This window comes from Shewanella sp. POL2 (assembly GCF_000282755.1).
Taxonomy (GTDB): domain Bacteria; phylum Pseudomonadota; class Gammaproteobacteria; order Enterobacterales; family Shewanellaceae; genus Shewanella; species Shewanella xiamenensis.
Map to the genome: position 1 here is coordinate 1 of NZ_AKZL01000060.1, position 26,581 is coordinate 26,581.

Genomic DNA, 26,581 nt, shown 5'->3' on the forward strand with positions numbered 1-26,581 from the left:
ACTTATGCAACTTCACCTTCCGGTAATTCATTTGGCACCACAGCCAACCGTGATCAGTAACAATTTTAATGCGTCGCCATCCAGCATCCACCAAGCCACGGATCCTAGCGACGATATCATCCAACACCTGGTCAATATATTGTGGCATTTTACGTTGCTGTCGATGCCCCAATTTATCTAAATCCCCTGTTTGTACCCAAGCGTAGCCTTTCGGCTCACCTGTTTCGAGACCGTCCAGATATTGCCAATCTTTGTCAGCAAGTAACTTTCTCAGATAATGACTACTAAATGCAGTTTGGGTATCTGCTAGTACCGGTATGAAATCATCATTGCCTTCCAAACCTGTTAACATATCCGCCAATGGCGTAACCGCCGCTTTCGCCGTCGCAGTCAACGATGGTAGCGCAGACCAACGAGACGTCAGCTCAACCTGAATGCCATATTTTGCCAGCTTCTGTTCGAGAGTTTTTGCAGTATCAAAACGCAAACCATCGACAAAGAACACCACTTGGCTACCGACCTGATAGTGAGCCGTACTCTCTTTAATTTGGTTGTCGCCTGGGTAACCATGTTGTGCCACAAGCTGTTGGAAGTTGAGCGTAGTCTGTTCCAACCAAGGTGTATATATCACCGCTAATACATTGGCGATAAGTTCTTGCTGGTGAATATCCTGGGCTTTCCCCATTGCTGCTAATACGGCCGCATCAGCCTGCCAAAAACGCTGCTGATAATTGTCGGCCATTGACTCCGGATTACTGCCCGAAAAAGTAATCTCGGTCTGTTCTAACACTGTGATGAGATCTTCAAGTACCGCGAGCCAAGGGGATTTATCCAATCGATACCACAACCAATTTTTGCGCGGTTGCTGCTGCAACCAAAGCGCCCCCAATGTGGTCGATATCACCTCTCGATCCTTGCCTAACGCATTACGCAGTGCAGTTTCGATGTTCGACTCATCCGCAGTATTACTCGATAAATAGTGTTCAGGATAGAGCACACTAAGATCAGTGGGCTCAACGTTAGCCAGTTGTTCAACCAGTAATGGGAGATTATTCGCGGTTTCCTCAAACCGCTGCCAGATACTTTCCCATGCGCCTTCAGCTTGACATAACAGATGTAGCGCTTGTTCGTGGTGGTTGCTGTCAGGGGTGAAACCGAACTGAGCTTGACACGAGTTTGTAAAAATATTCCAACGACTCCCCTGCCACAATGCGGCTTTCTCTTGTGGATTATTTAACCAACCCAGAATGTCACGCGCGATGTCATCCAACACAATAGAGTAGAAATCTTCAGCTTCAAGTTTTTTACCTTTAAGCTTGGCAACAGGGGTTTCTAATAAGTCGGGCAGAACTTGTAATATGGCTGCTTGGGTCTTTTTATCTTTGGCTAAATCAAGTTCTAAGCCGACTTTCGGATTGGTTAAAAATGACCCCACGCTCCAATCACGTCCCGCAGTGTTATACGCCCACCAGCAACCACGATACTGTAACTCTGCCAACGGTTTTAAAAACTCAGGGCACTGCTCAATCGCACGTAAATCCTTACGGCCAATACCTGGTAAATAAATAATCGGCGTTTTATCTTGTGGAAGCACACACTCTTCCAGCACACCAGCAATAGCGCATTTCACCCAAATAGCAGGGCCAATACGCTGTTCAGGTTGATATTCACCAAGCTCAATCAATTCCGGTAAATGTTGCTTGATAAATGGCATAGCGGACTGCCACTGTTTATCAATATCCGTCCACAAGATAGCCGCAGGCTCAACCTGCACGCTTTTGTTGTAAGCAGCGCTGTCACGCAGTTGTTGTTTTAAGTTTTCTATTAGCATCATCAGTATTACGCCACGGTATTGTCCACTGGCAGTGGATACATCGTCAGTATCTTATCCACTAAAACTGCCGTTCGTTGTTCTATCTGTGAGACTGACCAAGTTTCAGCCTGCGCTAGCTCTTGGTTTAAGTACAAACCATTGTTGTAGCCCACAGGGCTACCTTTTTGATCTTTCCGATCTCGCTTATCAGCAAAGCTCTTGTTACCAAGCGTACTGTTGTACCCTGAGATGGTCAGATTACCGAGTTTATGCACATGGGATTCTCGATACTGCTCTGCTAACTGCGCATTACCATCGGCGATCATAGCTACCCATGAATCGGGAATATTCTCACCTTGTGGGAAGATATGTTCGATAGTCCACACAAATTGATTGCCTTTCACCACCCATAAATCACGTTCGCTTTCTTTGGTCATTTGGCTTTGTTCTATTGCGCATAACACATAACGACACACCGCAGTATTGTCTTGATATAGATTGCCTGACAGATACTTTTTAAATGTTTCGTCGTCTGCGCTTACTCGAGACAGATTTCCTGCAATCAGCTCAACTATTGGTGCACCCTTAAGATCAGGAATGCCAGCCGTGAGTTCCATAAAAATTCGCGTCAAATCACGCGTGGCAGGTTTATCGGTGGTGTTTCTTCGAACAAAAAATGCAATCAACAACTTTGTCACTTGTGCTATTTGCTCAAAAGACAGATCCAGCGTTTCGCGCTTGGCAAAAAGTAACATCAGTAATAAGTAAGATGGAACGCCTTGAACGCGCTCTAAATCTTTCAGCAAGTTAGTTAACGCCGGTTGCTCTGGTACCGATTGATTACCAATAATCTGGGCGTACAGTGCCGAATGTTTCAGCATTTTTTGCAAAAACTTGCCTGCATCGTTAGAGATCAGCTTTTCATAAACCTGAATTAAATTCGACTTGGTGGCCACTGGCACACTGACAATCTCTTTTAACTTAGGCTTAAACGCATTGTAATATTGGCGAAAGAAACGTTCTTGAATCCCATAGTCATCACCAAGATAGCCAAGCACCTTCATCCAGCTATTAAAATGCTTATCAATTTGCCCGGCATCATCACTTTCTAAACGAGCAAGCAGCTTATTTTTAATGAGGTCAATAGCTGTTAGCGGTACACCACGGTTATTCAATGATTCAAATAACGTATAAGCGTCAGAATGACTCGCCACTTCAATCTTAACCAAGGTAGCTGTATTTACTTTTTCGATGAGTTCTGACAATGCCTTAATTGGGTCTGATATCTCAGTTAAATATTCATCAATACGACCACAAAAATGCCAAAAGGCCCGAGATACTCTGCGATTGCCTGCATAAGGTACAGACTCAGCATCGGCTAAAATCCCAGCCTGGTGTAGTACCAAGAAATAATCTTGCTGATTACTGTTTTGCACTTGAGGCACTAAGCGTGTTTTATCGGTATTAGTTTTCAATACCAACTTATGCTTTAAGTTATGTAGTTCTAATTGTTGGTCAAACTCAAGCTCGATACCTAAATTTTTAAAACGATAGTAAATGGCAGCCATTAGCAGTGACAACGTGGTCATTCGCTGTTGACCATCAACCAATTCTAAGGACTGAACCGCTAGCGCATCATTACTTTGATTAATACAGATAATCGACCCTAAAAAATAGCTAGGATCATTCTCAAGTAAATCTTCAAATAGCGTATCCCACTGTGATTTTCCCCAAGTATATTCACGTTGATACCGAGGAATTGCATAGATGACTTTTTCATCTACGCTGAACAGTGCGGATACCGCGTAATTTTCTACAGACTTAATCATTGCGTCTGCTCCCGTGCCGCTTTTTTCTCTGCCAATGTCAAATGATGCTCATTGATACGGTCGCCCTCATTACCGCCGTATTCCACACCAAGATGATACCAAGGGGCCGATTCCACATCCGTGCCGCGGTCCTTATTCCAATTAATATTTGGCTTAGCGCGCAATACACCTGCGCCTTTTTTCCCCATATCTTTGGCCAGCATAAACGGGCGAATATTAAGCCGTACACCATCATTTAGATCGGGGTTCCAACCAATCGGTTGCTCTTCCAAAGGCTTCCAACGCACAAAAATATCGAGGCCTTTTTCACCTTCTAGGATGGCTTCTAGTTGAGCTTTAAGATTTTCTGCTGCAGTTAAACGAATATCCGCACCATCGATACCATCGGCAAGTTCACGCTTCTGGGTACTAATCCAGTCATCAAGGTAGGTATAAATTAAGCGTTCTAAGCCTTGGTAATCGAGCTTATGGTAATTGACTAATACGGAGAAGCCATCTTTGAGACCATCCCAAATTTGCCAAATAAACGGACGGTGTTGAAACAGCTTACAGTGTTGATCAAAGAACTTATCACGCAGCCAGCTTTCCCAATCTTTGGCTTTTACTGCTTTGAGCAATTTATCTTCTACCGAACTGCTCCAGGTATCACCGTAAGCTTTATATAAAATATCCGCCAAGCGTTTTGCAGCGGTTTTCTCACCACGTACTGCTGGAATACAGACAATGCCGTCATCATCAATCAAACCAGCAAAATCAGCGTTCTTCTTCATCACTTCACGCATTTCAGGCGCAAGTTCCATTTGCGCGTCAAGTTCTGCTGGCCATTGGTAACCCATCAAACGGGCAACAGCGACTTGAAATACTGAATCATCTTCGCGATTATTACTTACGACAGTTGTCTTAGCCTCTTCGTCCCAAATAACTGATGCGCATGGATGACCATGAAAAATCCACTGCGTACAATCACTAGAGTATGGTTTTGGGACGCCAAAAGGATACATTTCCTTCGCTAAATTAGACCACTTTTCGTGATCGAAAGGCACTTTCAATAATGCCGCGTTCGTAACATAAATACCTCGGTTTATAGACTTTACTTCATCCTTGTATGAACTATCGTTTAAGAATGCAAATAGCACCTCGAAGTCATCATTGTTTTTAGGTGTCAATACTGCTATCGGGTTATCATATTTCTCACCGTTATAATAAGTAGCCCTTATTGTCATCTGACCAATAGCAATACCTCTTTTACCCCACGAACGATTCCCACTTTCATGCATATCATGAAGTTTTGACCTGTTTTCATTAGCGTATTTTTGCAGCTGGCCAGAACCACCTTCCCATAGAATTAAACTCGTGTAACCAGAGAACACTTCACCATTATCCGAGCTAGATGTTTGGAAGTAATCCCACTTAGATATATCTTTTTGTTCCCAAACTTGACAGACAAACCTATTTGCATCGCCCGTTCGCAAGCCTTGATAACTGTCAGCGTAAACCTTTAGCTCAGAATTATTATCTGAAGTAGCTCCTAGTAGGTAATCTGAACTCTTGCAAACAGAGTTAAATGAAACTAAATCTAGGTTTGTCTCTTTCAATAGGCTTGTCTTAGATTCATAAGAGCTATTTTCAGCAAGGTCTAATGAAACCAAAAAGTCCCTGTCTTGAGTTTTAGTAAATTGCAACAAACAAATATTTACAACTTCTCCAGAAATAGACTCGAAAGCTCTTGCCCCTAGTCTAGCAACAACATCAATACCAAAATCCGTAAACATTTTTTGTCGATACTCTTTATACCTAGCCATAAATATAAAGTTCTGTGGCTTGACTAGAGAAACACACCCATTTTCATGTGATAAAGACCTGCACTTTTCAGTAAATACAAAGGCCAATTCATTCTTTGAAGTAGGATAATTGCTTTCACAGTAACTCATCAATTTTGGAGACTGTTTTGATCGAGTTAGATAAGGGACATTTGTAATAACCCATTGAAATTGTTCACTAAGTATCCCCGCAGCTTTTGCAAGGCCTTGGGCTGTAGTTTTAGCTTCGCTTGTTGCTTCGCTCTTATACGATAATTCACTTTGAAGCAATTCCCAAGGTGGGGTGCGCCCACTTTCTAGGGCTTTAGTTGGGTCTATCAAACTACCCAAAGTTGGAGCATCTTTGAAGGTATGCTGCATCCAAGCAATAGCATCTGTTAATTCTTCGTCGCCTTTGGCTAAGTCTTTCCACTCTTTTTGCGCTTCAGCAATCGACATACCAGAACAAGCTAATTGAAGCTCAGGCAATGCTCGGTAACCACCTGCATTTGGATAACGCCATGCTTCTAAAGCCAGCGCAAATGCCGCCAGTTCGACACAGCGTTGGTCAAGCTCTAGACCATGAATATTATCGCGCAGTACCGCGTCCACAGCTTGTTTCTCAGACAATCCTTCAAGCTGCATACGCATAGGAACAAGCATTAGGAAAACAGCTACCAGGAAGTGACCTGAGCCACAGCAAGGATCAAGTGTTTTAAGCTCTGATAAGTTCTCAGGCCATTTTTCAAACCCACCCGCTGCTGGTTTCCATAGTCCTGCCTCTTCATCTTTAGAAAAACGTAGATACTCCAGAGGAACACCTGGAATAGCCGCTAAGTCACGAAGCTCTTGCTCATTGTTTGCACGAATTAAATCATCTTGCGTTAAGCGCTTGTTCGCCCACCAAGCACCGAGTGCGTTATCCAGTAAAAAGCTCACCATATAAGGCTCAGTAAAGAGCTGCGTTACCGGGCTTAACTCTTGCGCACCAATTTTCACTCCAGACTTGTTAACCTGATCTTTCTTCTTGGTTTGCCAAAACTGGTAACACCAGCCCAAGCTGTCTTGCGCTTGGTAAGTGGCAGGATCAAGTGCGGCAATCAGGTTTTCCAGTTCATTGATGTGGTTAATCGACAACTTGATTGCAAATACTGGCGAATCGGCACGGAAGATTTGTGGCAGCATTTTTTGCGCTAAACGACCAGCGAGTTCCCAGCCGTCTTTGCAATCTGGCTCTTCTTCCGCTAGTTCAAAACATTCTTCTAACGTAACTGGCGTATGTTCGTCATACATCAACAGATTGTTTTGTTCTAAATAACGAGCAAACAACATGCGGTGCCAATGCTCGTACGCCATCTCGTTAGCTAAACGTTCAATCTCTTGCTTGCCATCACTCAGTTTGTCACCAAGCTGACGTGCATGGGCACGTAAGGTATTACGCAGGGCGCGTTGTTCATCATTTAGGTAACTTGGCGCTTGACTATCGGCCACACCTAAACGCTGCAGCGCTTCATTTACGGCGACTTCAACAATGTCGCGGGCTTTAATGACAGTATCTTCGAGCTTTTTACGTAGTGATTTTTCGAGTGATTGTCTCATGGGATTCTTCTGTACGCAGTTTCGCGATGGCTAAGTAAACTAAACACCGCCTACCTTGACGACTCAAGGCAGGCTGACAATAGGTAAAATGGCAGTTAACTCGGTACAACAGGCCCCAGGGCTAGCTGCTCTCGTAGCTCTTTTTCTGCGTAATCGAGCCATTTTTGTAGTTGTTGCTCATCGCTAATAATCGGTTTATTTAGCTTGTGGTAACGGGTTTTGGGCTGCAATTCGTTGATGGCATCTTTCAACACCAGATTGAAGATGCTAGGCAAGCTGGCCGCTTTATCGTTCCATTGGTCAAGGCTGATGGTGTCTAGAGAATTGAGCGTATCGTCTAAGGTACTGATCTCAATCGCTGGAATAGCGTTGAGTTGGCGCTTGGTTAAAAACGCATTGCGCTTGACCTCATCCAGCTTTTGCCAGTTTTCATCATCCAATAAATCAGCCATACACTGACGGTGCTCTTCCTCATAGTTTGCTCTATGACTGGTGAGCGCATCTCGCAGGGCATTACCCGCTGATTTCAGCAAATTGTCTAGCGGATTTGGATCATCTAACAGGCTTCGATTGGCCATAATAGCGGCGGTTTCTTTTTCGATTGACGCACGTACCGCAAGCCCTGCACAGTATTTGATGACACTTTGTAGCTTGTGCCACTGCTTCATTCTTGAGGAAGCTTTATCTGCCAGTAACTTCCATGTCTCAAAGTCACTTTTTAATGTCTCTTGATTTTCAAACACTTTGAGTAATTGATCATTGCCAGAATACATCTCCAATTCACTCAGTAACGCGGTGCTTGGTGCCATAGGCAAAGGTGCAGCCCCCCCCGCTTGGTTGGCGACATTTTTGGCGTTGAGAATAGCTAGCGGGAGCTTGGTTGACTCTTCTCCGGCATTGCAAGGTTCTTCATGCAAGGCGGTAATCACGCCACGCACTTTAATTAACTGCACTTTTGACAGGGTGGCTTTTTCTGGACGGAACTTGGCGTTACGCCATCCACTATCTCTGAGCTTTTTTGAATTTAGAGCCTTCTCTTGTACATCAGACGCTTTTAGCACTCCAGCAGACGTCATCGCGCAAAGTGCGCCCTGTATAGTATCCACCCCCCATCCATATGGGGCATTTTTGAAATGAGCTTCAACCTCTTTCCCTGATTTCATTACACTGATAAAGCGATAAATTTCAGCACACACCGGTTGCTTGTCCGCATCGCCGACATAACCAATTGTCTCGAGTGCATTTGGATCACCTAAGCTAGTGGCAAGCTCATAGACTTTTGCCCAGCCGCGATCGTCGGCCATTTTGAATTTGTGATATAACCGTTGGCAGGCGATTTCACCGGCATTTTGAATTTGCTCAGCCAGCGAATCCCCTTCGACCTCTTGGCCACCAGCAAGACGCACTTGAATACCGGAAAAAATCTCTTCTAGAATCTTCTTCTTATTTTTTTCGGCCGTTCTTAAGCGGGTTTCCATCGCTTCTTTTGCCGCTTTTCCCGCCTCTGTGGTGGCACCGCCACGGATTTCTAAGGTATTTTCCGCCGCTTTTAAACCAACAATCGCCTGTTGTAATTCAGAGCGATACGACGTCGGAACAAAAATATAGATGGTGGCATGATCTTGATCATCACCGCGAGACAAGTCGTTAAATTGCTTTTCGGTTTGTTCCGGCGCCCAAGCGTAAATACGTTTGTCTGAATCAGCAGGTAGTTCAGCATCGAAAGAGGCTGTAATGATTCTCGACTCAGCAACTTCCCCCTGGGTAATACGCGCTTGTGCCACCTGTTTACGAATATAGCTTTGGATCTCTTTGCTGCGATAAGACTCAAGCGTTGCGACATTACCCAAAAGATCATTTTCTTGACGATGTAGCTCTTCGTACCAGGCTTGGCTTTCTATGGTCTGCAAGCTGTATTCACGGCCATTATCAGATTCACGCGCCATGACTAAATGTTCGTTTTCCAATACTTGAAGCATTTTAGGCACAATTGGACGCAGCGCATGTTTATCGTTATTCAGATCTTCCAGTAACAAGTCAGCTAACGTATCCACCGTTGGATAGATGCCGTATTCCATCTCTGTGGGTAACTTGCTGATTAACAATATCAATGCTAATAAGCGCCCTTGCAACTGCTCGTCGGCATCACCGCCGCGTTTACGGCTGATGGTTTCATAGATATCTTTGGAAATCACGCCATTGGTTAGCAAGTTATTGGCGATTTGATCGTAGAGAAAATCCGCAGGAACGACATAGCCCAAACGCTCGTTCGCCGTCGTCTTTAACGCCTCATGTACAACACGCAATTGATTACGCAATTGGGAGCCAGTGCCAGTTTTATCTAACGCAGGCAGAATACGCTCCCAGAAACGGCGGCGCACAGGAAGTAATGGATAATCTGGTACCATCCATTTTTCATCGTCACGTTGATGTTCAATGGTACTACCACGTAAATGGCGTGAGATTTCACCTAAGTTTTGATTAATAACTGTCTGTACTTCTGACTTGGCTGACTCTTTCTTCTGAAGCACGACCTTTCGAATAACTTTATCTACGTCGGTATCTTCCAGTTGAACAGGTACCTGGAAACGCCCCATCAAACGCTGCAGGTTGGTCATCCCGGTCAATGCACTCTGCCCTGTGGCGACAAACAGTAGCTTTGATTTTAGCGCGCTTGCGCCACTGCAAGTTTCAACGACTTCCTGCACATCAAATGCGCGTTGAGTATTACTGCCGATATATTGCTGGACTTCATCGAGTACCACCAAAGTAAGCGGCAGTTCTCCATCATGTGAAATAGCGTCGACAATGGCATCGACCATCTGCTCGTTGGTCACATCTTCAACAATGGTGTATTGCGCACGCATAATTTCACGTACTTCTTTTAAATCTGTCGCCATGTTGGGAATTGCTTGCAAAACAGCATCGTGTAGAACCGGTGAGGCATGGATGTTTGATAGTTCTTTTGTCCAAGTATCGATGCCTTCTTTTTTCTTCGCTTTAACTTCTACCGTTGCTTTAACTTGTTCATAAACGCCTTCGGCCTTCAACCACATGACAAAGCGTGCTAAGTGGTATTGTTCTGGTAAGCCGGCAGAACGAAAAATAATCCCAAGCAAAGCCAAACGAACTCGGTCTCCGGCTCCTGCACCTAATGTGCCTGATGCGGCATACAGGCCACCATTAGTGATGGCAATTGACGATAACTTGTCTAGCTGTGAAGCGATTGATTCAGGGAGATCAGCGGTTGAGCGAGCATCACTGCCATCATTTAGCTTTTGATTGGTCCATAATGTCCGTAACATTTTTGCCAGGTGTGATTTACCTGAACCAAAAAAGCCGCTAATCCACACTGCCGGTTGTTCACTGTTGCTTTCAAACGCTGACAGATAGTTACTCAGAATCTTATCTAAGCCACGTTCGTATGCCCCATCACATACGAAAGTTCTCAGCTCATATTCCAAGGTATCCAATGCGCCCTTAGATACATCATCTTTAACTTGGGCAACGCCATTATTGGCTAAACGACTGTTAAGTGGATCATTGATAAAAATGTCACGGTTGAGCATGGCTATTCCTTAAGCAGTAGCAGAAATGGCTGTAGCGTGGTAACCCCAGCCGTCCTTTGCATCTAATAGTTGATAATTGTTGTTTTCAACTTCGCCAGGGAAGAAGACAACGAGGCGCCCTTCGACCTTTTCAGCAAGCGCCCCAACAATGCCTGAAACTGAAGCGAAACCAAATAACGTTCCACAGCCTAGCAGTGCAACTACACCATCAGCCGATTGATTGGCTTCAACTTGTTCGATTAATTGTTCTACGAGTTCATCAGCGAAATCGCCGTACAACCCTTTTAGATATTCAGGGTCTTCAAAATAAACGTCTTTATAATCTTGGCCTGCCATCCAACGTTCAAATGCATTGGTCAGGTCAAGTAACATCCATGGATGGTTATGTTTTGTTGATGCTTGTTCAAATTCTTCAACGCGCGCGCGAAGTTTGAGTTCATCTTGTTTGTTATAAACCAAGAAAATAGAGCGTTCGTCACCAGATACAGCTTTGGGCCAAGGGATGCTGATATGGCTCTCAAAACTCGACAATAACTTAGATAAACGGTCAGACATGTTTTATGCCTCTGGTAGTGTTATGTGAGGGAAAGTCACTTCAACTACCTCACTTGCTTGTTTGAATTTAATCAAACCTCTCAAAGAAGCTCGATGCGCTAACTCAAATAATCGCTCTTTGTCTTGTGCCAACATCCGGCACCATTGACTATCGAACATACGTTGGCCGCTTAGTCCTTCACAATGGGCTAAAAAGAGCGCGTAGGCGACGTTGACGAAACTAACTTTGGGTATCTCGCGGTATTTTTTTGCGCGCCCGGAGAGAAATCCCGCCTGCGTCCAAGTACCGTTAATATTCTGAGAAAATGACTTTAGAGACGCGGGGCTAAAACGATCGGGGTCATCTTTTGCGAGAAAGGCTTCCATCTTCTCTCTAGGCAAGTGCTCGCCAGCTTCAAGCGGCAGAATGACATCAATTGACGCTCGCAAAAGCGGATCTCTTGCAACGGCTAACTGCAGTGCTAGCACAGCCTGAGTATCCTCGTGCAACTCCCACCATTTTCTAAAGACACTAAACAGAAGGATTTGATTATCCAACCCATACAAGTCTACCAAGTGGCGAAATGTTAACTTACGTGATTTTTCAGTAGGCTTATGCAGAATGTTAAAACTGACAATATCACTCTCATAGTCGGCTTTAGATGCATCTTGATCACGAGAAAATAGCAGAACTTTGAGTTCTTCAATCATCATACTACGTGCGGAATGGGCACCGTTTTTGCCAAATTTGAAACCTAATTGTGCTAAATACTGCTGTTGCACCATTAATTACTTACCTTTTTAAGCTAACCAAACTGCGAGCCCATATGGTATCGCAACTTACTATAACAGGTTGCTCTTATTCACAAATATTCGCACAAATTACTCGCAGTTATCATTAAATAGGCATTCGCTGTAATCCATTGGTACATGACCTTGACCTCTGGCTTGGATCACCAAAGAAATGCCGTCAGCAATTGAGCAACCTTCACCATTAGGGTGATTACCAATAATTGCATGAGGGGCATAGTGTCTAAATGCGGATTGGAAACGGTGCAGTAGCGCGTTTTCATCTGAGAAATCAGGCTCTCTCGCCTTTAACAAGGCATCGAAGACCTCAAGATCCATGAGGGTGCCGTCCAGCCAATTGACTTCACAACGGTAACCAAACTTCCAAACAATGGGAGAATTTTTCATTGATTCCCCCATGATGTCAGTATTATTGCCCACCAAACACGAACCGATGACCACACCTAAGATATTATTTTGTTTCGCTTTAGTTTGGATAATCTTTAACGCGTTAGCCATATTCATGTTGTGTAGGCGCTTACCTGCTCCGTGACATGCGATATACACGTAACAGCGGTCATATTGCACCCTTGTGAGGTTATCAAGCGCCATTTCAAAACTTTTAGCTTCGTAGAAGTGAGAGTGAAACAGATCAAAATTCCCTCTCAATCGCTCCAACCCTTGAAAAAAGGGTAAAACACTGACTGTATTTTGGTCTGACTCAGACAACTCCCATGGAGCTTCTAAAATCAGAATTGCATTCTTTTTTTTCATTTCCCTTTGATTTCCTAACGTCTATTCGCCCTAAATGGGCCACAATCCACTGTATGGCTGACCGTAAAAACATTTAACAATAAAATCAGTGCATTGAATACTTACAATTGGTATTTTTTCACGAAAGCTTTAAGCACTTTGATATTCATCACAATCAAGTTGACTTTCGCAGTATTTTTCGAGCTAAGGTAGCATGGCAAGACAAGGCTTCTACAACCAATAATGTAACTAGTTACTTACTGATTAATTGGCAATTAGTTTTATTACGGTTTGACCTTTTCATGCTCATTTACAGTTACTCATTTTATGCTGATTCAATAGCTAAATCTGTTGTTTCTACGAGTTTTTTAAAAAAAGTCAGGCATTTTTTCATATCTGGCCGGCTTACTAAATGAGTCGCTTGTTTGTCATTAATAGACCGATGAACTGCTTCACCTCGCTTTTTTATCCATTGGTTTAGTTTGGATTTAACTTGCTCAATATCACCATCAATCCAGGTCCATTTCTCTGTCACATCTATGTATAAAAAACGCTCAAATATTCCCTTAGTATTTTTGGAGTTAGGCGTATTGAAATACCAAAGCTCTTTTTCCAGTGTCGATGTAATAAATTTTCCAACATTCGAGCCAGCCAGGGTTCTCAAATCTGCTGTCAACTTTTCCTCAATGACATCTTCGACATAGGTTTCCCAAGCGGTTAAGGTCATGATCAATGCAGCCCGCTTAAGCTCCTCAGGTTCTCTTTCCCTACCTTCAATTTTGTTTAAATGGTCATAGGCTTCTAAAATCCATTCAGCATCTTGAATTGCCTTTTCAAAATTATCTTTAGCTTTTGTCACACATGCTCCCTTATCACTGATATACGTTATTTTGCAGGTCTAACCAACTTGAAAACTGATGCAACGGGTCACAGATCTTGTCCATCGGCGACAAACTCGACCCAATAACAATCCCATGAATACTCAATCCGCTATTATCCTTACGATGACTAATTTTACGGGTTAGTCCTGAAGACACAGCAAACTTACCATCGCTAACGAGCAATATATCTGCTTGATGCCATTTATTCTTATCACTTTGCTCAAGAGCCAAATTAAGTGGCCCCTCTGCATCTGTACCGCCGCCGAATGACATGGACAGAAAAAGTATCATCCGCTCTAAGCCCTCAGCATCGGGTGTCAGCTCCATTTCTGTCACTTCTCCCCTGCTACCAAATAGGTAAACATAACAAGCACGTTTTTCGGTTTTAGCCACACTGATACATTGCAACACCAGCGCCTTGGCAACGTTCTCTGGTGTTCCTTGCATGGAACCAGAAGTATCTAGACAAACAATCATGGGACCACGGTTACGATTTATTTTGAAGCCGGCTTTTTCTTCCTTAACCTCTTGCTCAAATGTAACTTCTTCAGTGATGACGTCCGTGCCTTCAACAGCATAACTGAGCAATGCATGCTCAGCTCGCCGGGCATGCCAAAGTTTTTTAAGGACTGGATGTCCCAAAAAAGCCGCTTCTTGAGGCAACATTCGACTGATTGAGTCAGAACGAGTGATCCCTTTGGTTTCCATTGGCACAAGCGGCATAGAAATCTCTTTATCGCGCTTTTTCGTTACGCTCATCTTAGAGATAATTTCTTCAATCACGGGCTCACCGTCGCAATCTTTCATGCGCCCCAGGGTTTCAATCACTTCACGCAATTGTGGGATTTGCTCGACCAGCTTCTGTAATCGCACCATGTTCATCCAACCATGGCTTTGCAGCATTCCTTTCGATAGGCCCCAACCAAGACCAGTGACCACACCTAAATCATCAAAAATCTCTGAAAGTATTTGCCAGACTTCCAACCTTTCGGCCCAAACTGATGGCAATGCAAATGGATGTTGTCCATTAGCATTAATTAACTGCAACCAGGCCTCTAATTCAGCCTGGAGCTGACATTCAAGTTTTTTTGCATCTGAAAGAACAAGTGAATTTTTAAGTTTGGCTGAATTGCGTTTAATTTGGATAGCGGCGAATTCCTCTTTCAGCACTTCTAGCGCCTGCTTATATTTGATTTGAGCTAATTGCCGAGCAAGGATTAATGCTCTTGTCTGCGCACCTTCAAGAGCAGATAGTAAATCCAGTATCAAGGCATCGGTGACTTGCGGATTATTTTGACAATAAGTTGCAATACCTGAACGGCTAATTAGACTAACAATGTTTTGCTGAACTGCCTCAGGTAACCAAGGGCAAGGTTGTGACAATGACTCTCCCTCCAACAACTGATTTCGCAATAATGCGATAGTCATACAGCGAGTAGATAAATCGCCTCCTGGAAGGGTAACTACAGCTGGCACCAACGAATCAGGTAATAAATCAATATCAACTAACTGCCGCTCCAAACCAGCTAAAATATTAAGTGCAGGAGCCTGCTGTGTTGGTTTTTGTTCATTCACAGAGTTCACCCTCTAACACTGCATCAACTGAAATGCTAGTGTCCGACAAATCAACTTCTTGTTCCCGTGGCAAGGCTTCAAAGCCCTGTTTCACTTTTACCAGACGATTGGATAATTTATGGCTGTATTCAAGGGCGTTATCTAAACTCGCAATCACTTTAGAAAGCAGTTCAGGATTTAACCAAAGATGGCTTTCAAATACTGTCTTAGCATCTTCTCGCTGTTTGCTTAAAGCGTTAATGTGGTTTTTTATCTTCGCCAGAATTTCTTCTACGCCTGCAACACGCCCCTTAATATGGTCTTCAGAATAACTAATTGATTCCATAACGGGTTTAAATGCTTGATTAATCATAATTGCATTTAATGAAGAGCTATAACGCCCGCGACTTGAAGTTGTCTCTTTATTGTCATAGTCATCCCAATAGAGAACTTCACCTTTAGCATTTGTTTTTTGGACTTCTCCAGAGGATTGTAATGTCTGCTTACCTTTATCATTAATAAACAGTGGCCGACCTTTGTTGTCTACTTTCTGCTTTTGTTGTGACTTATCAGCCTTTAGTCTCCCTTCCCAAGTTGTCACTAAACTTGATGCACGTTCATCGGTAAAATCACCATTGATGGCTACAGCTTGATTATAGAGATCTTGCAGCCCAGAAAACTCCTCCGGCTTATTCCACAGACAATGAGGTAAAACCCATGCATCATAGTTACTCACTTGCGTCAATCCAGAGGTGAATGCTGATACCTTCATCAGTTTTATCAACTTGAGCCAACGTCTATCCGAAACGTAAATATTCTCTCGGTTTAAATAGGCCCGAAACTCTTTACACAATGCCAGCACAGAAGAACTCAGGGTAACCTTGTCAGCTAACTGCTGCACCTCAGTAAGATCTTCTAACTTGAGTCGGATATTCAGCTCAGGCTCAAATTTTTCAGCTGAAAGCTGCAATAATTCGCTAAATGAACTATCAGACAATGGACCGACAAAACTACGTAACATAAAGCGATCATATAAAGCAGAAAGCTCCTCACCTTCAGGTAACTCGTTACTCGCAGCAATAACCGAAATTAAGGGCACCTTGTATCGACGATTACCATTATCAAATTCTCGCTCGTTTAATATGGTTAAAAGACTATTCAAAATGGCACTGTTTGCTTTAAAGATTTCATCAATAAAAGCTACTGATGCATCAGGTAGATAACCACTAGTTAAACGAACATACCTATCATCCTCTAATGCACGAATAGAAAGAGGCCCAAAGACTTCTTCTGGGACAGAAAAACGTGTCAACAAACGCTCAAAATAACTCGCTTCAACAAAGATATTTTTTAGCCGTTTGGCCAGTTCACTCTTTGCGGTGCCCGGAGGACCTACAAGCAAAACATGCTCACCAGCAAGCGCGGCTAGTAAAATCAGCTTAATTTGTTCTTTTCGCTCTAACAGACCAACATTCATCTCAGCCATTAGCTGTGAGAGTTTATCTTTACGTGAGAGTGGTTGTATTGCCGTTAATTGTGTCACAGTGGAGCTCCTTATGTTGAATTGCAATCCCTGGCTTAATTCAGGGTCAAACCCATATAGCGACTTTTATGCCAATTTAGTCATTGTCGTTTTCTAGGCCGAGTTTTTTAAGGCGATTATTTAAAGTTTGGTGATTGTTGTAACCGAGTAACAACGCCGTTTTACGTTTATTCCCTGACGTAAATGCCAATCCTCGTTCTAAATAGTGTCGCTCTACTAGATCAATAATACTTTTTATATCAACACCTTTTGATATATCTCTTTCGAGAATGCTCTCACTATTTTGGAGCGTCGAAAGTATCGCCCTGCGTATATCAACGTCTTCCAATACGGCAGTTTCAGACCATAAGGCTGCCCTAAGAATCGTTGCTTTCAGCTCTCTGATATTTCCAGGCCAACGATGATTACTGATAATTTTTTTTGCAGCAGTGGAAATTTTTTTACCACCTAGAGAAGGGTATTCTTGTGTGAGCATGGCGGTAAACTGATCTGCTAGATGGTCTAAATCGCTTTGTCGAGACCTTAGAGGTGGTAAGGACAACACACCAATGGCAACCCTATAGAATAAATCCTCCCTGAACCTACCCTTGGAAATGTCAGCCATCAAGTCTCGATTAGTTGCTGTGATCAAACGAAAATTGCTGCTACGTTCTTTACTATCTCCCAAGCGAGTGAATTTACCATCTTGTAATACTCTAAGTAGCCTGACTTGGGCTGAACTATCAAGCTCGCCAAACTCATCCAAAAAAAGAGTACCTGAATGTGCCAATTCAAAAACTCCTACCTTATCTGAAACCGCACCAGTAAAAGCCCCCTTTTTATGACCAAAAAGTATTGAATCAATAAGTTCTGAGGGAAATGCGCCACAATTGACCGCAACAAATGGTTTATCCCTTCTCGCACTTGCATTATGAATTGCCCGAGCAAACATCTCTTTGCCGGTACCACTCTCACCACAAATCAGCACAGATACTTCATGCGATGCTAAAACTTGTGCCTTGGCTTTAAGTAGTAACATTTCAGGATCAAGGGTAATAATGTCATCAAAGGCAGGATCAGCATCAGAGTCCAATAGACCAAGTTGCCCAAATTCAGTAGGGGCTAGATTAGTCATCGAAGGAATATATTCAGCAGTGAGCTTAAAAGGAATTTCTACAATATTAACGCCTTGTTCTTTTGATGCTTGATAAAAGTTGCAGGCGAATCGAGTTTTACCGAGTAATATCCATACAGCCTGCATAGCAGGTGTACCCGGACTCAATAAAATAGACAGTGCAATGGTTTCACGACTAATAACGTCCAGTAGCCGTTCTGCAGCGAGGTAAATTTCTCCAAAATTAATTGGCGAGGATAAATCGGCCTTACGGGCGTTGACTGGACAACTCAGATTGCCAGTGAGTAGTTCAAGGTATGGAGTAACTAGATCCGACGGATAATTGTAAATAAGCTCAAGCCTATCAAAGGTAACATCAGATACTGTCGCCCATATAGGGCCAGTCATTTTACTCGCCTTTGATTCTAAATCGTTGCCACCAATCCAACTAACCAACACTTTTTCGTTAATTATGTTCATCCCTAAACCAACATTTAAATTTTTCAATAGTAAAAGCAAACATGCCATGCTGGCTGTTGTTCGTCAGACTTGTAGCGTTTGATAATTTACAGAAAAACAACCATTTTTCAATGCATTTGAATCAATATTGCCTATTACAGCTCTTTGTTTTTCATTTTGGTTGATATCGATTACTACCTAACAATTAATTACCCTAAAGCTTGCCAAAATCCACCCTTGTATTTCACTTTCTACCCATGCAACGGCTCTAAGGCCCAATGTCAAAGCTTTAGGAAAAATACCTTTATCGACGTACTTGTAAATGGTTGAACGGGCTAAGCCAGTGCTGTCAATCACATCTTTTATTCGAATTAGCTTTTTGTTTGGTGTCATGCTGAACTCTTGGTAATGTGTTCTTTGATACAATAATAACTAAAGCCACTTTCAACAATTATCTATAATGCTTGTACACGATTGTGCCTTTCGCGTATGGCATAGCTATACTAAGGTTCGTTTTATTACTGGGTTATAGCTGGTTTTTCCTCATTGAATTAAGTGAATATGGTACTTGGAATAGCATCTTAAACTCAGTAAGAGCAATAGAAATGACTTGTACTATATCTTCAGAATTATGCCACTTTACGAGTGACTTACACTGGTAAAGCAATAACCAGCTTCTCATCTTGCTGATTCAATTGCTCATTTTTACCAAGCAAAATCTTGTTTTCCAATGAGTTAAGTAAGCTTTTTATGTCATTAAACTTATTAGTTAATAATCGATTATTGTGGCTAGATGATAAACCAGTCAATAAATTGTCGTAAGAATCTCTAGCCCAACCACGATAAGCTTGGAGCACCATGGTATATTTAGCTCCAGCAGTTTCGACTAAGGTATCCGCATGATGGTAATGACCTAATCTAGTGTAAAGAGTTGACTCAATATAAATAGCTTTGGGCATCATATCTAAAACATGAGTGATAAAATCAATTATTAAAGCTGCATGTTCTTGGGTTATGGTATTTTTACCATTTCGATTATTCCCCTGCTCGATCCACCCGATCAATTTCATCAAAAAGGTACAAAGCTCATTCCGTTGCTGCGCCAAAGTGACCAACAAAGGAGCTATAATCTCAGGTATAGGATCATGTTCTTGATAAATACCTAGCAACTCATGTGCAGCCATTACACTACCAATATAAGACGAAAGTTTTTCAAGATAAAACAATTGATTTTGTGTTTGAATTTCTACGGCTATCTTGTCGATGGATGCTTGAATTTTTTCCAGTTTCTTCGATAAATATACCGTTTGGATAACAATCGCACCAAGAATGATTCCTGTCGATAAGCCAGCGGCAAGAAACATACTTTGCTTAACTGCAGCGCTTGCTTTTGCGAGCTCTACTACGTTAACCCCCTCACTAAGATCTACGGTCATCTCCTTGAATGGTAAATGCTTAACAATACTCCCTGCACCATCAATTAATTTCTTGCCTTTTGACCAGTAAACAATACCCTCGCGCAACCGCATGTGACCTGACTTAATTAGCTCAATGATTTCCGGATCAACCTTGTCCCAATCTGGTACCATTATTGTTCTAATTGTATTACTTATCATTACAACTCCTTGTTTAGCAGATCTTATTTGAATGGATTATCGTTACGTCGCAGTTCTCGGAGCATTGCAATATGAATAACACAGGGTAAAGTAACGTTAACATTTGGGGCATCGGCAAATACACCAAAAATCCCACCCAATACTCCCAATGGACTTGGTATCATAAGCACTCTTGGCACTAGTGCCGCACCAACCGCAGCACCACCAAATGCCGATGCAAGGACCCTAGTTACAATAGCGAAATCTTTGCTGCTCCAGTCAAGCGCATTATCAATCTTGCATTGATAATCTTTACTCATTCTCTCGACAAATGCCGAACGATCAGCTTGCGTCATCTTGTCCAATTGCAATTTCATGACCTTAGCGACAATAGCTTTTTCAATTGCAAGAGCACTATCTTTATCTTTAGCACTGACCGAGCAGCCAATTGAACGTGCAGTATATTGCAGTAAATTGAGATAGGTTCCCCCCTTTCCGGTAATAAGATTCATCACTGTTGAATTACCAAAAGTTTGCAATTCAGCGCAGATCTCTTGCCATACTAGCGCCAAGTCATGCTTATTCTTTTTAAACCTTGGGTTAGTCGTTAGTGTCTCAGTGGTTCTAAGTTTACCAGTTTTTTCTTTCGTCAAATATTTAACAAGTGGTGTCAGTTGCTTATGAGTGCAAAGGGAAAGAAACTGTAAATCATCATCTTCCCGGTACATGTAGTTCCGCTTCACAAAATCCATATTAGTTCCCTTTTATAAACAGCTTGCATACTGACGTCTTCTTCACTACCTAATTTTTTCAGAGGGCAAATCGCTAAACGCTCAACTTTAATTTTCGCAAGCAACACCTCGGCGCAGTTAAGCTAAAAGTGGGTTGCACTCTAATCGGCGGTCAGTTCGCGATGAAACTTCTCAACCGAAATCGATTAAAGTTATTCACACTAGCCAGCGCGGCAGGCTGGTGTTGACACGAAATACTAAATTAAGCTTAAAAACCATTGGGTGGCATGATATCTCTTTGACTTCATAACGTGAATGTTTGAGATTGGTATTTCCAACAAAAATACAAGTTTTTACAGCCAAAAAACGAGAGGTAAATCAATTTAATACCTGTTCTATTCATCAGTAAAATCCCACCAAGTTTTTTCATTTTTCATCTTCTCCTTATATGCCTTAAAAGCATCATAATCAGGCTTAAGAATAACGAACCTAATTACAAGCAACAAAGCAATGATGAGAATCAAAGGCATGAATCGAACAAGCATTCCCACAAACAAGTCCATAGAAAAGAATCCTTCGTAAGAGAATGATTATAATGACTATTTAGTATATTCCGGGCGAAAAGGCTTTTTACCGTTCAACTATCAGTTAGATGCAAGGCTAGATTAGCACGAAGATCTATCGCAATATCGGGATCGACTTGATCAATAACATGTTGTTGCTGTAACCAATGCCTTAACTTTCGACCAGTTCTTCCAGCATTAGATACTTCAAGGAATGCTAGTAGGATTTCAAACACTAGAAGTTTTTCCGGTATGTCAGGATAAAAATTCATATCAATCATCAAGATTTTCTGCAAATCAATGCCTAATGATTTAATACAAGCAAAACTCAATTCCAACGAACCATTGGACGCAGCTTTGTTGAAAATCTTTAGCCAATTGGCGATTGCAGTCATATCACTATCAACTGGTTCAGCAATATCATCTACAAACGTTACGTCCTGTTTGCGTAGAAATGCTGGGATATCAAGGCAATCAAGCACTGAACTGCTATACACTGGCGCGGCAAAACAAAGAGATACAACCCCTGCCCCTACCGAACCAAACCCCGCTTCACCGGCTGCACGAGTGTGCCTTATAGTTCGCAACTCTGGTAAACCGTCAGCTTTTTGGTCACGTACGGCGACCAACACACAGCAGGTTTGCTCACAAAGCAAACTATACTTAACGGCAATTTCCTCAGGTTTCTTGCTGCTCGGCAATCTTTGGTAAGCTGCCAGACGTGACAGAGTTCCAGTACCAATCCCTCGAAACTGCCTTACCGGGATTACCTGATTTTGCTGCATAATTTCAATATTCACGTAGGTTTTTGGTGATATTTCGGTCTCAGATGTGGCATAGCATTGATATCCATCACCCGTAAACAGTAACTGTTTATCAACTTGCTTATTAATTGGTATCGGCCAATGTATTTTAAGATCTGTTATCTCTGGCTGACGGCATCGTTTAAATTGTCCCACAATCGCATCTGCCATCGACTCGTTTGGGGATACATAGATGGCTGAAGCGCCAGTACTGCGCGACAATTTATTCAGAAAAGCTTCGTTTACTGCAGAACCCACGCCCACACTGAATAATCGTATATTTGCTTTTGTTGCATCCGCGATTATTGCCGCGGTATCCCACACTTCACCATCAGTGATCAGCAACATTTGCGTCGCAAATTCTGCATGCCGTCCAGTTTTGCGAGCCAAGTTTAATGCTGCTGCAATTTCAGTTCCCCCCATGTTGGCATCTAGCTGGTTGATGTATGCATGAAGTTTTGCAAGATGCTCACTATCGGCAGGAACAGGGGATGGAAACAAACTTTGTGCTTGAGACCCAAAGGAGATGATGTTGAACCAGTCTGATGGCTTGAGAAGTGTTTTAATTGCGACGAAGGCCTTACGTACCTGCTCAATGGCATCTCCGCACATTGAACCTGAACGGTCAACAATAAACTGGAAGCACTGAGCTGACTCATTGTGGTTATCTGAGGATGGTAATAGCAGGTTGGCGCAGTACTGCAACCCAAAAGTACTCTTTTCAACTAGAATTTCGCCAGTAAATGAAGGTAATGCTTCTAGTGTAATTATGATGTCCCTATCAGGAATAACCCTATCCCCTGATAAAATTAAAGAATTCTCTTCTCGTTTTACTGTTAATGAATGACTTGGACTGGTAACTAATGAGGAAGATAATTCACCATTAACCGTCAGATTAAATGTTAAGCGTGCGCCATTATCTAGTGTGTGCTCAATCTGTTGATAATCTTGTAAATTTGCTGATCGCTGATGTCCGTAACGGTCACCAATTGTACACGGAAAATAAAACCGCAGTTTACGGTCTTGCCAGTTCAGGACTTGGGCATATTGAATAGAAATGGTAACGTCATCATTAGGTAGCAAATTACCAACATTGAGACAATATAACCCATCATTCAACCGCTCCAGTAATACTGCACTGTCACCTTCTGCTATGGCACCTTCGTATTTATCAGTTCCGATAGCTTTTGGCGTCACTTCACCTGTGAACTGACGCTCACCAATCGCCATAGATAACCCTAAAATGACCGCATCTAGTGGTAACGTAAATGAGAATATGGCTTCAATAGGGCAAGTTTCACGATTTACAAATTCGTGAACCAATTCGACTTCACTGATAGCTCCATTCAGTTGCGCATTAACTAAACTGTGCTTTAAAACAATGTCATGATTAAACCCAAATCCTTCAGAATTACCTAGCGCTATGTTATTCATCACATTGTTGTTCATTTTCCACCCCACCATTATTTTTAGGCAAAGAGCACTGCATAACCTGCTGATAGCTACTTATCATTGCAGGAACTAACATCCTTAGCTGCTCACTACTCACACCTGCCGCAACTGGGTCAATCATTAGTGTCAGCCCTTGGCCCAGATACAAATGACTAATTACACGCATGTCCCCTGCTTTTGGTTGCATATCAGGCAAATCAGGTTCATTTGCATAATTCAGTAATTCTTGAATTCGCTCTAAAGACAGCCCCGCACTTTGCCAACGTTTAATTTTTAGCAATTGCTCAACATGTTCTGTGTCGTACCAGGCTCCACGACCAGCGCCATGAGGCCCTTTAATCAGCCCCTTTTGCAGATAAAACCTGATCGTTCTAACTGGAAAGTCGAGCAATCTTGCCAGATCGCTGATGCCATATTTTTCTTGCATCCTGTACCTCCATTTAAACTTCACTCAAATGTATACACTAGAAATGTATAAATCAAGTGTAATGAATAATAATTTTTATGACGTTTGAATCAATAGAGAAAAATTAACAATAAGGATAGGTTGATTAGCTTCAAACTCTATCGATGACTCATGTTCTTACTGGTAGTAAAATTTTTCTAAGTAATATCCAAACCCGCCTTGTTTAAATCTTTTTTGATATAGCATCATGACATTGACCACTTCATTAATGCTTATCTATTACACTTTTTCCAAATCTTTTCAGATATATATCACTCCTGTGCATAAGCCCATTAACGCTTTCAAGGAGCCTGATATGTCAACAAAAGCTATGCACACTAAAGCTGCTCTACACGAAACCACCCACAAGCATGTGACTCAGTGGCCGCAAACTGCCGATGAGGTTCTCGCCTCTGCCGCCAATATTATTGCCGAACGCTATGTGAAGAAGGACGCCTATACCAACCCTCAAGCTACTAAGGATTTTTTAACTTACAAACTCGGTGGTTATGAGCGGGAAGTGTTTGCGGTAATGCTGCTCGATAATCAGCATCAATTATTGGAGTTTAAAGAGCTGTTCTTTGGCACTTTAGATGCTGCCAGTGTTTATCCACGGGAAGTGGTTAAGGCGGTGTTAGCTGTCAATGCGGCGGCGGTGATTTTTGCCCATAACCATCCCTCCGGGGAGTCTGAGCCTTCAGCAGCAGATAAGCACATCACTCAACGGTTAACCGATGCATTAGCGCTTATCGATGTGCGCGTACTTGACCATATCGTGGTTGGCCGCACGCCAGTGTCCTTTGCTGAGTGCGGCTTACTCTAGCCAGCGTTTAAACCTATAACGCCAAATCAAGGAGTTCATCATGATTGAATTTACCGATAGCTTTTCACAGGCCTGCGTTGCCGAAGCCTGCGCCGCGTTTCCGGAACTGCGTAACCGCTTAGCGGTTGAGCTAATTTTGCCGATGTTTGTGCGGCCACTTAATGCCATGGGCCAAGTGATAGGCAAGCCGATTGTGGCGCCGAATCCAAAGCTGCATAAAACTGTATTAAGTGTGTTTCACCGTGATGTGGTTGAACACTTACCCAAGGAAATTGCCTTTTGCCGCTATGTTTGCCCCTGTGACAGTTATGGTGTGCCAACAGGAGAATGGCAAAGGGTGATCAACGGCGTGTACTTTAACCATGGCAGTAATGAACAGCCCAATTGGAGCGTACACACCTAAAGACCGTTACATGTCATCACCCACTCGACTAGTCGGCAGTATTAACCGCTCTTACTAGTCAGCTAACGAGCCCCTACTCCCTAAAGTTCTTTTCAACCATCGAGGTCACTATGACAACGCTTAAACTTTTTGATATTGAGCACACTTGGGGCCTGCCCCGTAAAGTGTCCCCCCGCTTTGGTGCAAGGCTGATTTTACGCGGCCTGCATTTGGATTATCTCCATGATCGCGCAAGTTTTGTCGGTGAATTTCCACCAGCAATTAAACAACAATTTGTCGAGGCCTTTCCCGCTATGGTTAAACAGCTTGAGCGGCTGGTGGCCGAAGGCGAGATTGATGCCACCAAGCAGCACTGCGTGAGCATTGAACACGCCGGCTTTACCTGTGAGGCCGACACACTTGGCAGTTACGGCTATTTGTATATTGCGATTTATCAAACCGAAACTAAACCAAAGCTAAGCCACTGACCACCAGCAACTTCGCCCTGACTCAATAACCCATTCATTATCGTAAGCCAGTACTAATCCGTTAAACATAACCACCAAACTTTAATCTCCCAGCTCAAAAACCTTAGCAAGTAGCCCATAGCGACTCACGTTAAACCGCTCGACCAACAACTGTTTTCAAACCGCATAGACAACAAGAGCCAAGGCGCAGTTACGCCTTAGCTCTTGCGTATGCCCGTTTTTAAATAAGGAATATTCCATGACATTAACTATCAAGCGTAACCAACTGCCAGCGATGCCCGATCGTTTTTACCAAGTGATTGAAAAGGAACTGGCAAACGTCGATCCAAAAGACGCCAACGCCATCACCCTTAATTTTCGCGATCCTGATTACAGCGCCGAAGCGGGTGGCTTTCATCCCGTCGAAGTCAGGCTTGAGAAACAACAAGATCACTGGCGTTTAGTCTACGTCACCGACTTTGCTTTTCGCGGTCATCCCTTCCCTGAACTGGTTAAAGATATCGATATCTGCTTTAACAGCAACCAGGTCTATAGCCTGTTTAGCGGCTGGATTGGGGAACGGGAATCACAGGGGCTGATTAAGTTGTTCAGCGATAACTTTGTCAGTTACTACCAGATGGAAGTCTATCAAGTGGAAGTGAGTTTGGATTAACCCGCCTCGCCGTCATTCCACGCGAGCATCCTAACGATTCTAGCGCTTTCAGTCCTATCGCAATCAACGGGTCAAGCCATCAAACCCGCGCGCTCGTCACCCTAACTCATTACGTCAAGCCTCAGTCGTTAACAACAACCTACCCTGCCCGCAACGCCTGTCGTTCGCGGGCTTTTTGTTTTGGAGTCCACCATGAAAATACACCGCGAAACTATCCTGCCACTGCCAGAGCCTTTTTATGAATTATTAGAACGGCAACTGGCAGCACTCAATCACCCTGACCTCAACAGCGTCACTTTTAACTACCGCGATCCCGACTACAGCTATGAGAGCGGCGGTTATCACCCAGTGGAGATCAATCTCTACCGCCAAGATGATTGCTGGTATCTCAATTACTTTACCGACTTTGCTTACTGTGGCGGCCCCTTCCCT

Annotated in this window: 22 protein-coding genes; 5 read left to right on the forward strand and 17 right to left on the reverse strand. The window is 43.0% G+C overall.

Annotated features, from left to right (window positions below):
- The 17 genes from pglZ to SHEWPOL2_RS15370 form a co-directional block, all read right to left on the reverse strand.
- Window positions 1-1,834: BREX-1 system phosphatase PglZ type B (gene pglZ / locus SHEWPOL2_RS15295; protein WP_050991384.1), on the reverse strand; the 1,834-nt coding region annotated here is incomplete at its 3' end.
- A 5-nt stretch (window positions 1,835-1,839) separates the two neighbouring features.
- Complete coding sequence (locus SHEWPOL2_RS15300; protein WP_037429575.1) at window positions 1,840-3,642, reverse strand: DUF262 domain-containing protein; 1,803 nt, start codon at window positions 3,640-3,642, stop codon at window positions 1,840-1,842.
- The gene (locus tag SHEWPOL2_RS15305; RefSeq protein ID WP_037429577.1) at window positions 3,639-7,040 is read right to left on the reverse strand and encodes an N-6 DNA methylase; all 3,402 of its coding nucleotides are present in this window, start codon (window positions 7,038-7,040) and stop codon (window positions 3,639-3,641) included. Before SHEWPOL2_RS15305 ends, SHEWPOL2_RS15300 begins: the two co-directional genes overlap by 4 nt.
- 95 nt (window positions 7,041-7,135) lie before the next feature.
- Window positions 7,136-10,609 carry a BREX system P-loop protein BrxC gene (brxC, locus tag SHEWPOL2_RS15310; protein WP_037429580.1) on the reverse strand — a complete coding sequence of 1,158 codons (3,474 nt, stop codon included), beginning with the start codon at window positions 10,607-10,609 and terminating at the stop codon, window positions 7,136-7,138.
- A 9-nt stretch (window positions 10,610-10,618) separates the two neighbouring features.
- On the reverse strand, window positions 10,619-11,164 hold the full coding sequence (locus SHEWPOL2_RS15315) for a BREX protein BrxB domain-containing protein (RefSeq protein ID WP_037429582.1): 546 nt from the start codon (window positions 11,162-11,164) through the stop codon (window positions 10,619-10,621).
- A 3-nt stretch (window positions 11,165-11,167) separates the two neighbouring features.
- Window positions 11,168-11,929, reverse strand: coding sequence for a hypothetical protein (locus SHEWPOL2_RS15320; RefSeq protein ID WP_037429583.1), 762 nt, complete (start codon window positions 11,927-11,929; stop codon window positions 11,168-11,170).
- A gap of 96 nt (window positions 11,930-12,025) precedes the next feature.
- Window positions 12,026-12,706: a hypothetical protein gene (locus SHEWPOL2_RS15325; RefSeq protein ID WP_037429585.1), complete on the reverse strand. Its 681-nt coding sequence runs from the start codon at window positions 12,704-12,706 to the stop codon at window positions 12,026-12,028.
- Window positions 12,707-13,010: 304 nt separating this feature from the next.
- Window positions 13,011-13,544: a HEPN domain-containing protein gene (locus tag SHEWPOL2_RS15330; RefSeq protein WP_037429587.1), complete on the reverse strand. Its 534-nt coding sequence runs from the start codon at window positions 13,542-13,544 to the stop codon at window positions 13,011-13,013.
- A gap of 13 nt (window positions 13,545-13,557) precedes the next feature.
- A complete protein-coding gene (locus SHEWPOL2_RS15335; protein WP_037429590.1) occupies window positions 13,558-15,141 on the reverse strand; it encodes a VWA domain-containing protein in 1,584 nt (527 codons plus the stop codon).
- Entirely contained in the window at window positions 15,134-16,663 is a 1,530-nt protein-coding gene (locus SHEWPOL2_RS15340) for an AAA family ATPase (protein WP_037429592.1), read from the reverse strand. The genes SHEWPOL2_RS15335 and SHEWPOL2_RS15340 overlap by 8 nt, the downstream gene beginning before the upstream one ends.
- A 76-nt stretch (window positions 16,664-16,739) precedes the next feature.
- Window positions 16,740-18,284, reverse strand: coding sequence for a sigma 54-interacting transcriptional regulator (locus SHEWPOL2_RS15345; RefSeq protein ID WP_204366689.1), 1,545 nt, complete (start codon window positions 18,282-18,284; stop codon window positions 16,740-16,742).
- Between the two features lie 129 nt (window positions 18,285-18,413).
- On the reverse strand, window positions 18,414-18,608 hold the full coding sequence (locus SHEWPOL2_RS15350; protein WP_037429596.1) for an AlpA family transcriptional regulator: 195 nt from the start codon (window positions 18,606-18,608) through the stop codon (window positions 18,414-18,416).
- Between the two features lie 257 nt (window positions 18,609-18,865).
- On the reverse strand, window positions 18,866-19,831 hold the full coding sequence (locus SHEWPOL2_RS15355) for a hypothetical protein (RefSeq protein WP_146193316.1): 966 nt from the start codon (window positions 19,829-19,831) through the stop codon (window positions 18,866-18,868).
- Window positions 19,832-19,854: 23 nt separating this feature from the next.
- The gene (locus tag SHEWPOL2_RS15360; RefSeq protein WP_037429599.1) at window positions 19,855-20,562 is read right to left on the reverse strand and encodes a DUF3944 domain-containing protein; all 708 of its coding nucleotides are present in this window, start codon (window positions 20,560-20,562) and stop codon (window positions 19,855-19,857) included.
- 374 nt (window positions 20,563-20,936) lie between these two features.
- Window positions 20,937-21,104: a hypothetical protein gene (locus tag SHEWPOL2_RS22930; RefSeq protein WP_157173876.1), complete on the reverse strand. Its 168-nt coding sequence runs from the start codon at window positions 21,102-21,104 to the stop codon at window positions 20,937-20,939.
- Between the two features lie 74 nt (window positions 21,105-21,178).
- Window positions 21,179-23,356 carry a VIT domain-containing protein gene (locus tag SHEWPOL2_RS15365; RefSeq protein ID WP_037429601.1) on the reverse strand — a complete coding sequence of 726 codons (2,178 nt, stop codon included), beginning with the start codon at window positions 23,354-23,356 and terminating at the stop codon, window positions 21,179-21,181.
- Entirely contained in the window at window positions 23,334-23,786 is a 453-nt protein-coding gene (locus tag SHEWPOL2_RS15370; protein ID WP_037429603.1) for a MerR family transcriptional regulator, read from the reverse strand. The genes SHEWPOL2_RS15365 and SHEWPOL2_RS15370 overlap by 23 nt, the downstream gene beginning before the upstream one ends.
- A gap of 334 nt (window positions 23,787-24,120) precedes the next feature.
- Between SHEWPOL2_RS15370 and radC the strand changes: the two genes are divergently transcribed.
- The 5 genes from radC to SHEWPOL2_RS15395 all read left to right on the forward strand — a co-directional run.
- The gene (gene radC / locus SHEWPOL2_RS15375; RefSeq protein ID WP_037429605.1) at window positions 24,121-24,627 is read left to right on the forward strand and encodes a DNA repair protein RadC; all 507 of its coding nucleotides are present in this window, start codon (window positions 24,121-24,123) and stop codon (window positions 24,625-24,627) included.
- Window positions 24,628-24,667: 40 nt separating this feature from the next.
- Window positions 24,668-25,030 (forward strand): hypothetical protein, encoded by a 363-nt coding sequence (locus tag SHEWPOL2_RS15380; protein WP_011622473.1) that lies wholly within the window; start codon window positions 24,668-24,670, stop codon window positions 25,028-25,030.
- 110 nt (window positions 25,031-25,140) lie between these two features.
- A complete protein-coding gene (locus SHEWPOL2_RS15385; RefSeq protein ID WP_037429607.1) occupies window positions 25,141-25,497 on the forward strand; it encodes a type IV toxin-antitoxin system YeeU family antitoxin in 357 nt (118 codons plus the stop codon).
- A gap of 238 nt (window positions 25,498-25,735) precedes the next feature.
- On the forward strand, window positions 25,736-26,149 hold the full coding sequence (locus tag SHEWPOL2_RS15390) for a DUF2787 domain-containing protein (RefSeq protein ID WP_037429608.1): 414 nt from the start codon (window positions 25,736-25,738) through the stop codon (window positions 26,147-26,149).
- Between the two features lie 192 nt (window positions 26,150-26,341).
- On the forward strand, window positions 26,342-26,581 hold a 240-nt coding region (locus SHEWPOL2_RS15395), incomplete at its 3' end, for a DUF2787 family protein (RefSeq protein ID WP_037429609.1).

Excerpts from the sequence above, each read along its gene's own strand:
- SHEWPOL2_RS15370 (WP_037429603.1), bottom strand. The coding sequence starts at position 23,786 with ATGCAAGAAAAATATGGCATCAGCGATCTGGCAAGATTGCTCGACTTT.
- SHEWPOL2_RS15355 (WP_146193316.1), bottom strand. The coding sequence starts at position 19,831 with ATGATAAGTAATACAATTAGAACAATAATGGTACCAGATTGGGACAAG.
- SHEWPOL2_RS15315 (WP_037429582.1), bottom strand. The coding sequence starts at position 11,164 with ATGTCTGACCGTTTATCTAAGTTATTGTCGAGTTTTGAGAGCCATATC.
- SHEWPOL2_RS15365 (WP_037429601.1), bottom strand. The coding sequence starts at position 23,356 with ATGAACAACAATGTGATGAATAACATAGCGCTAGGTAATTCTGAAGGA.
- SHEWPOL2_RS15305 (WP_037429577.1), bottom strand. The coding sequence starts at position 7,040 with ATGAGACAATCACTCGAAAAATCACTACGTAAAAAGCTCGAAGATACT.
- radC (WP_037429605.1), top strand. The coding sequence starts at position 24,121 with ATGTCAACAAAAGCTATGCACACTAAAGCTGCTCTACACGAAACCACC.
- SHEWPOL2_RS15360 (WP_037429599.1), bottom strand. The coding sequence starts at position 20,562 with ATGGATTTTGTGAAGCGGAACTACATGTACCGGGAAGATGATGATTTA.
- SHEWPOL2_RS15380 (WP_011622473.1), top strand. The coding sequence starts at position 24,668 with ATGATTGAATTTACCGATAGCTTTTCACAGGCCTGCGTTGCCGAAGCC.
- SHEWPOL2_RS15350 (WP_037429596.1), bottom strand. The coding sequence starts at position 18,608 with ATGACACCAAACAAAAAGCTAATTCGAATAAAAGATGTGATTGACAGC.
- SHEWPOL2_RS15385 (WP_037429607.1), top strand. The coding sequence starts at position 25,141 with ATGACAACGCTTAAACTTTTTGATATTGAGCACACTTGGGGCCTGCCC.
- SHEWPOL2_RS22930 (WP_157173876.1), bottom strand. The coding sequence starts at position 21,104 with ATGGACTTGTTTGTGGGAATGCTTGTTCGATTCATGCCTTTGATTCTC.
- SHEWPOL2_RS15325 (WP_037429585.1), bottom strand. The coding sequence starts at position 12,706 with ATGAAAAAAAAGAATGCAATTCTGATTTTAGAAGCTCCATGGGAGTTG.
- SHEWPOL2_RS15390 (WP_037429608.1), top strand. The coding sequence starts at position 25,736 with ATGACATTAACTATCAAGCGTAACCAACTGCCAGCGATGCCCGATCGT.
- SHEWPOL2_RS15345 (WP_204366689.1), bottom strand. The coding sequence starts at position 18,284 with ATGGCATGTTTGCTTTTACTATTGAAAAATTTAAATGTTGGTTTAGGG.
- SHEWPOL2_RS15320 (WP_037429583.1), bottom strand. The coding sequence starts at position 11,929 with ATGGTGCAACAGCAGTATTTAGCACAATTAGGTTTCAAATTTGGCAAA.
- SHEWPOL2_RS15300 (WP_037429575.1), bottom strand. The coding sequence starts at position 3,642 with ATGATTAAGTCTGTAGAAAATTACGCGGTATCCGCACTGTTCAGCGTA.
- brxC (WP_037429580.1), bottom strand. The coding sequence starts at position 10,609 with ATGCTCAACCGTGACATTTTTATCAATGATCCACTTAACAGTCGTTTA.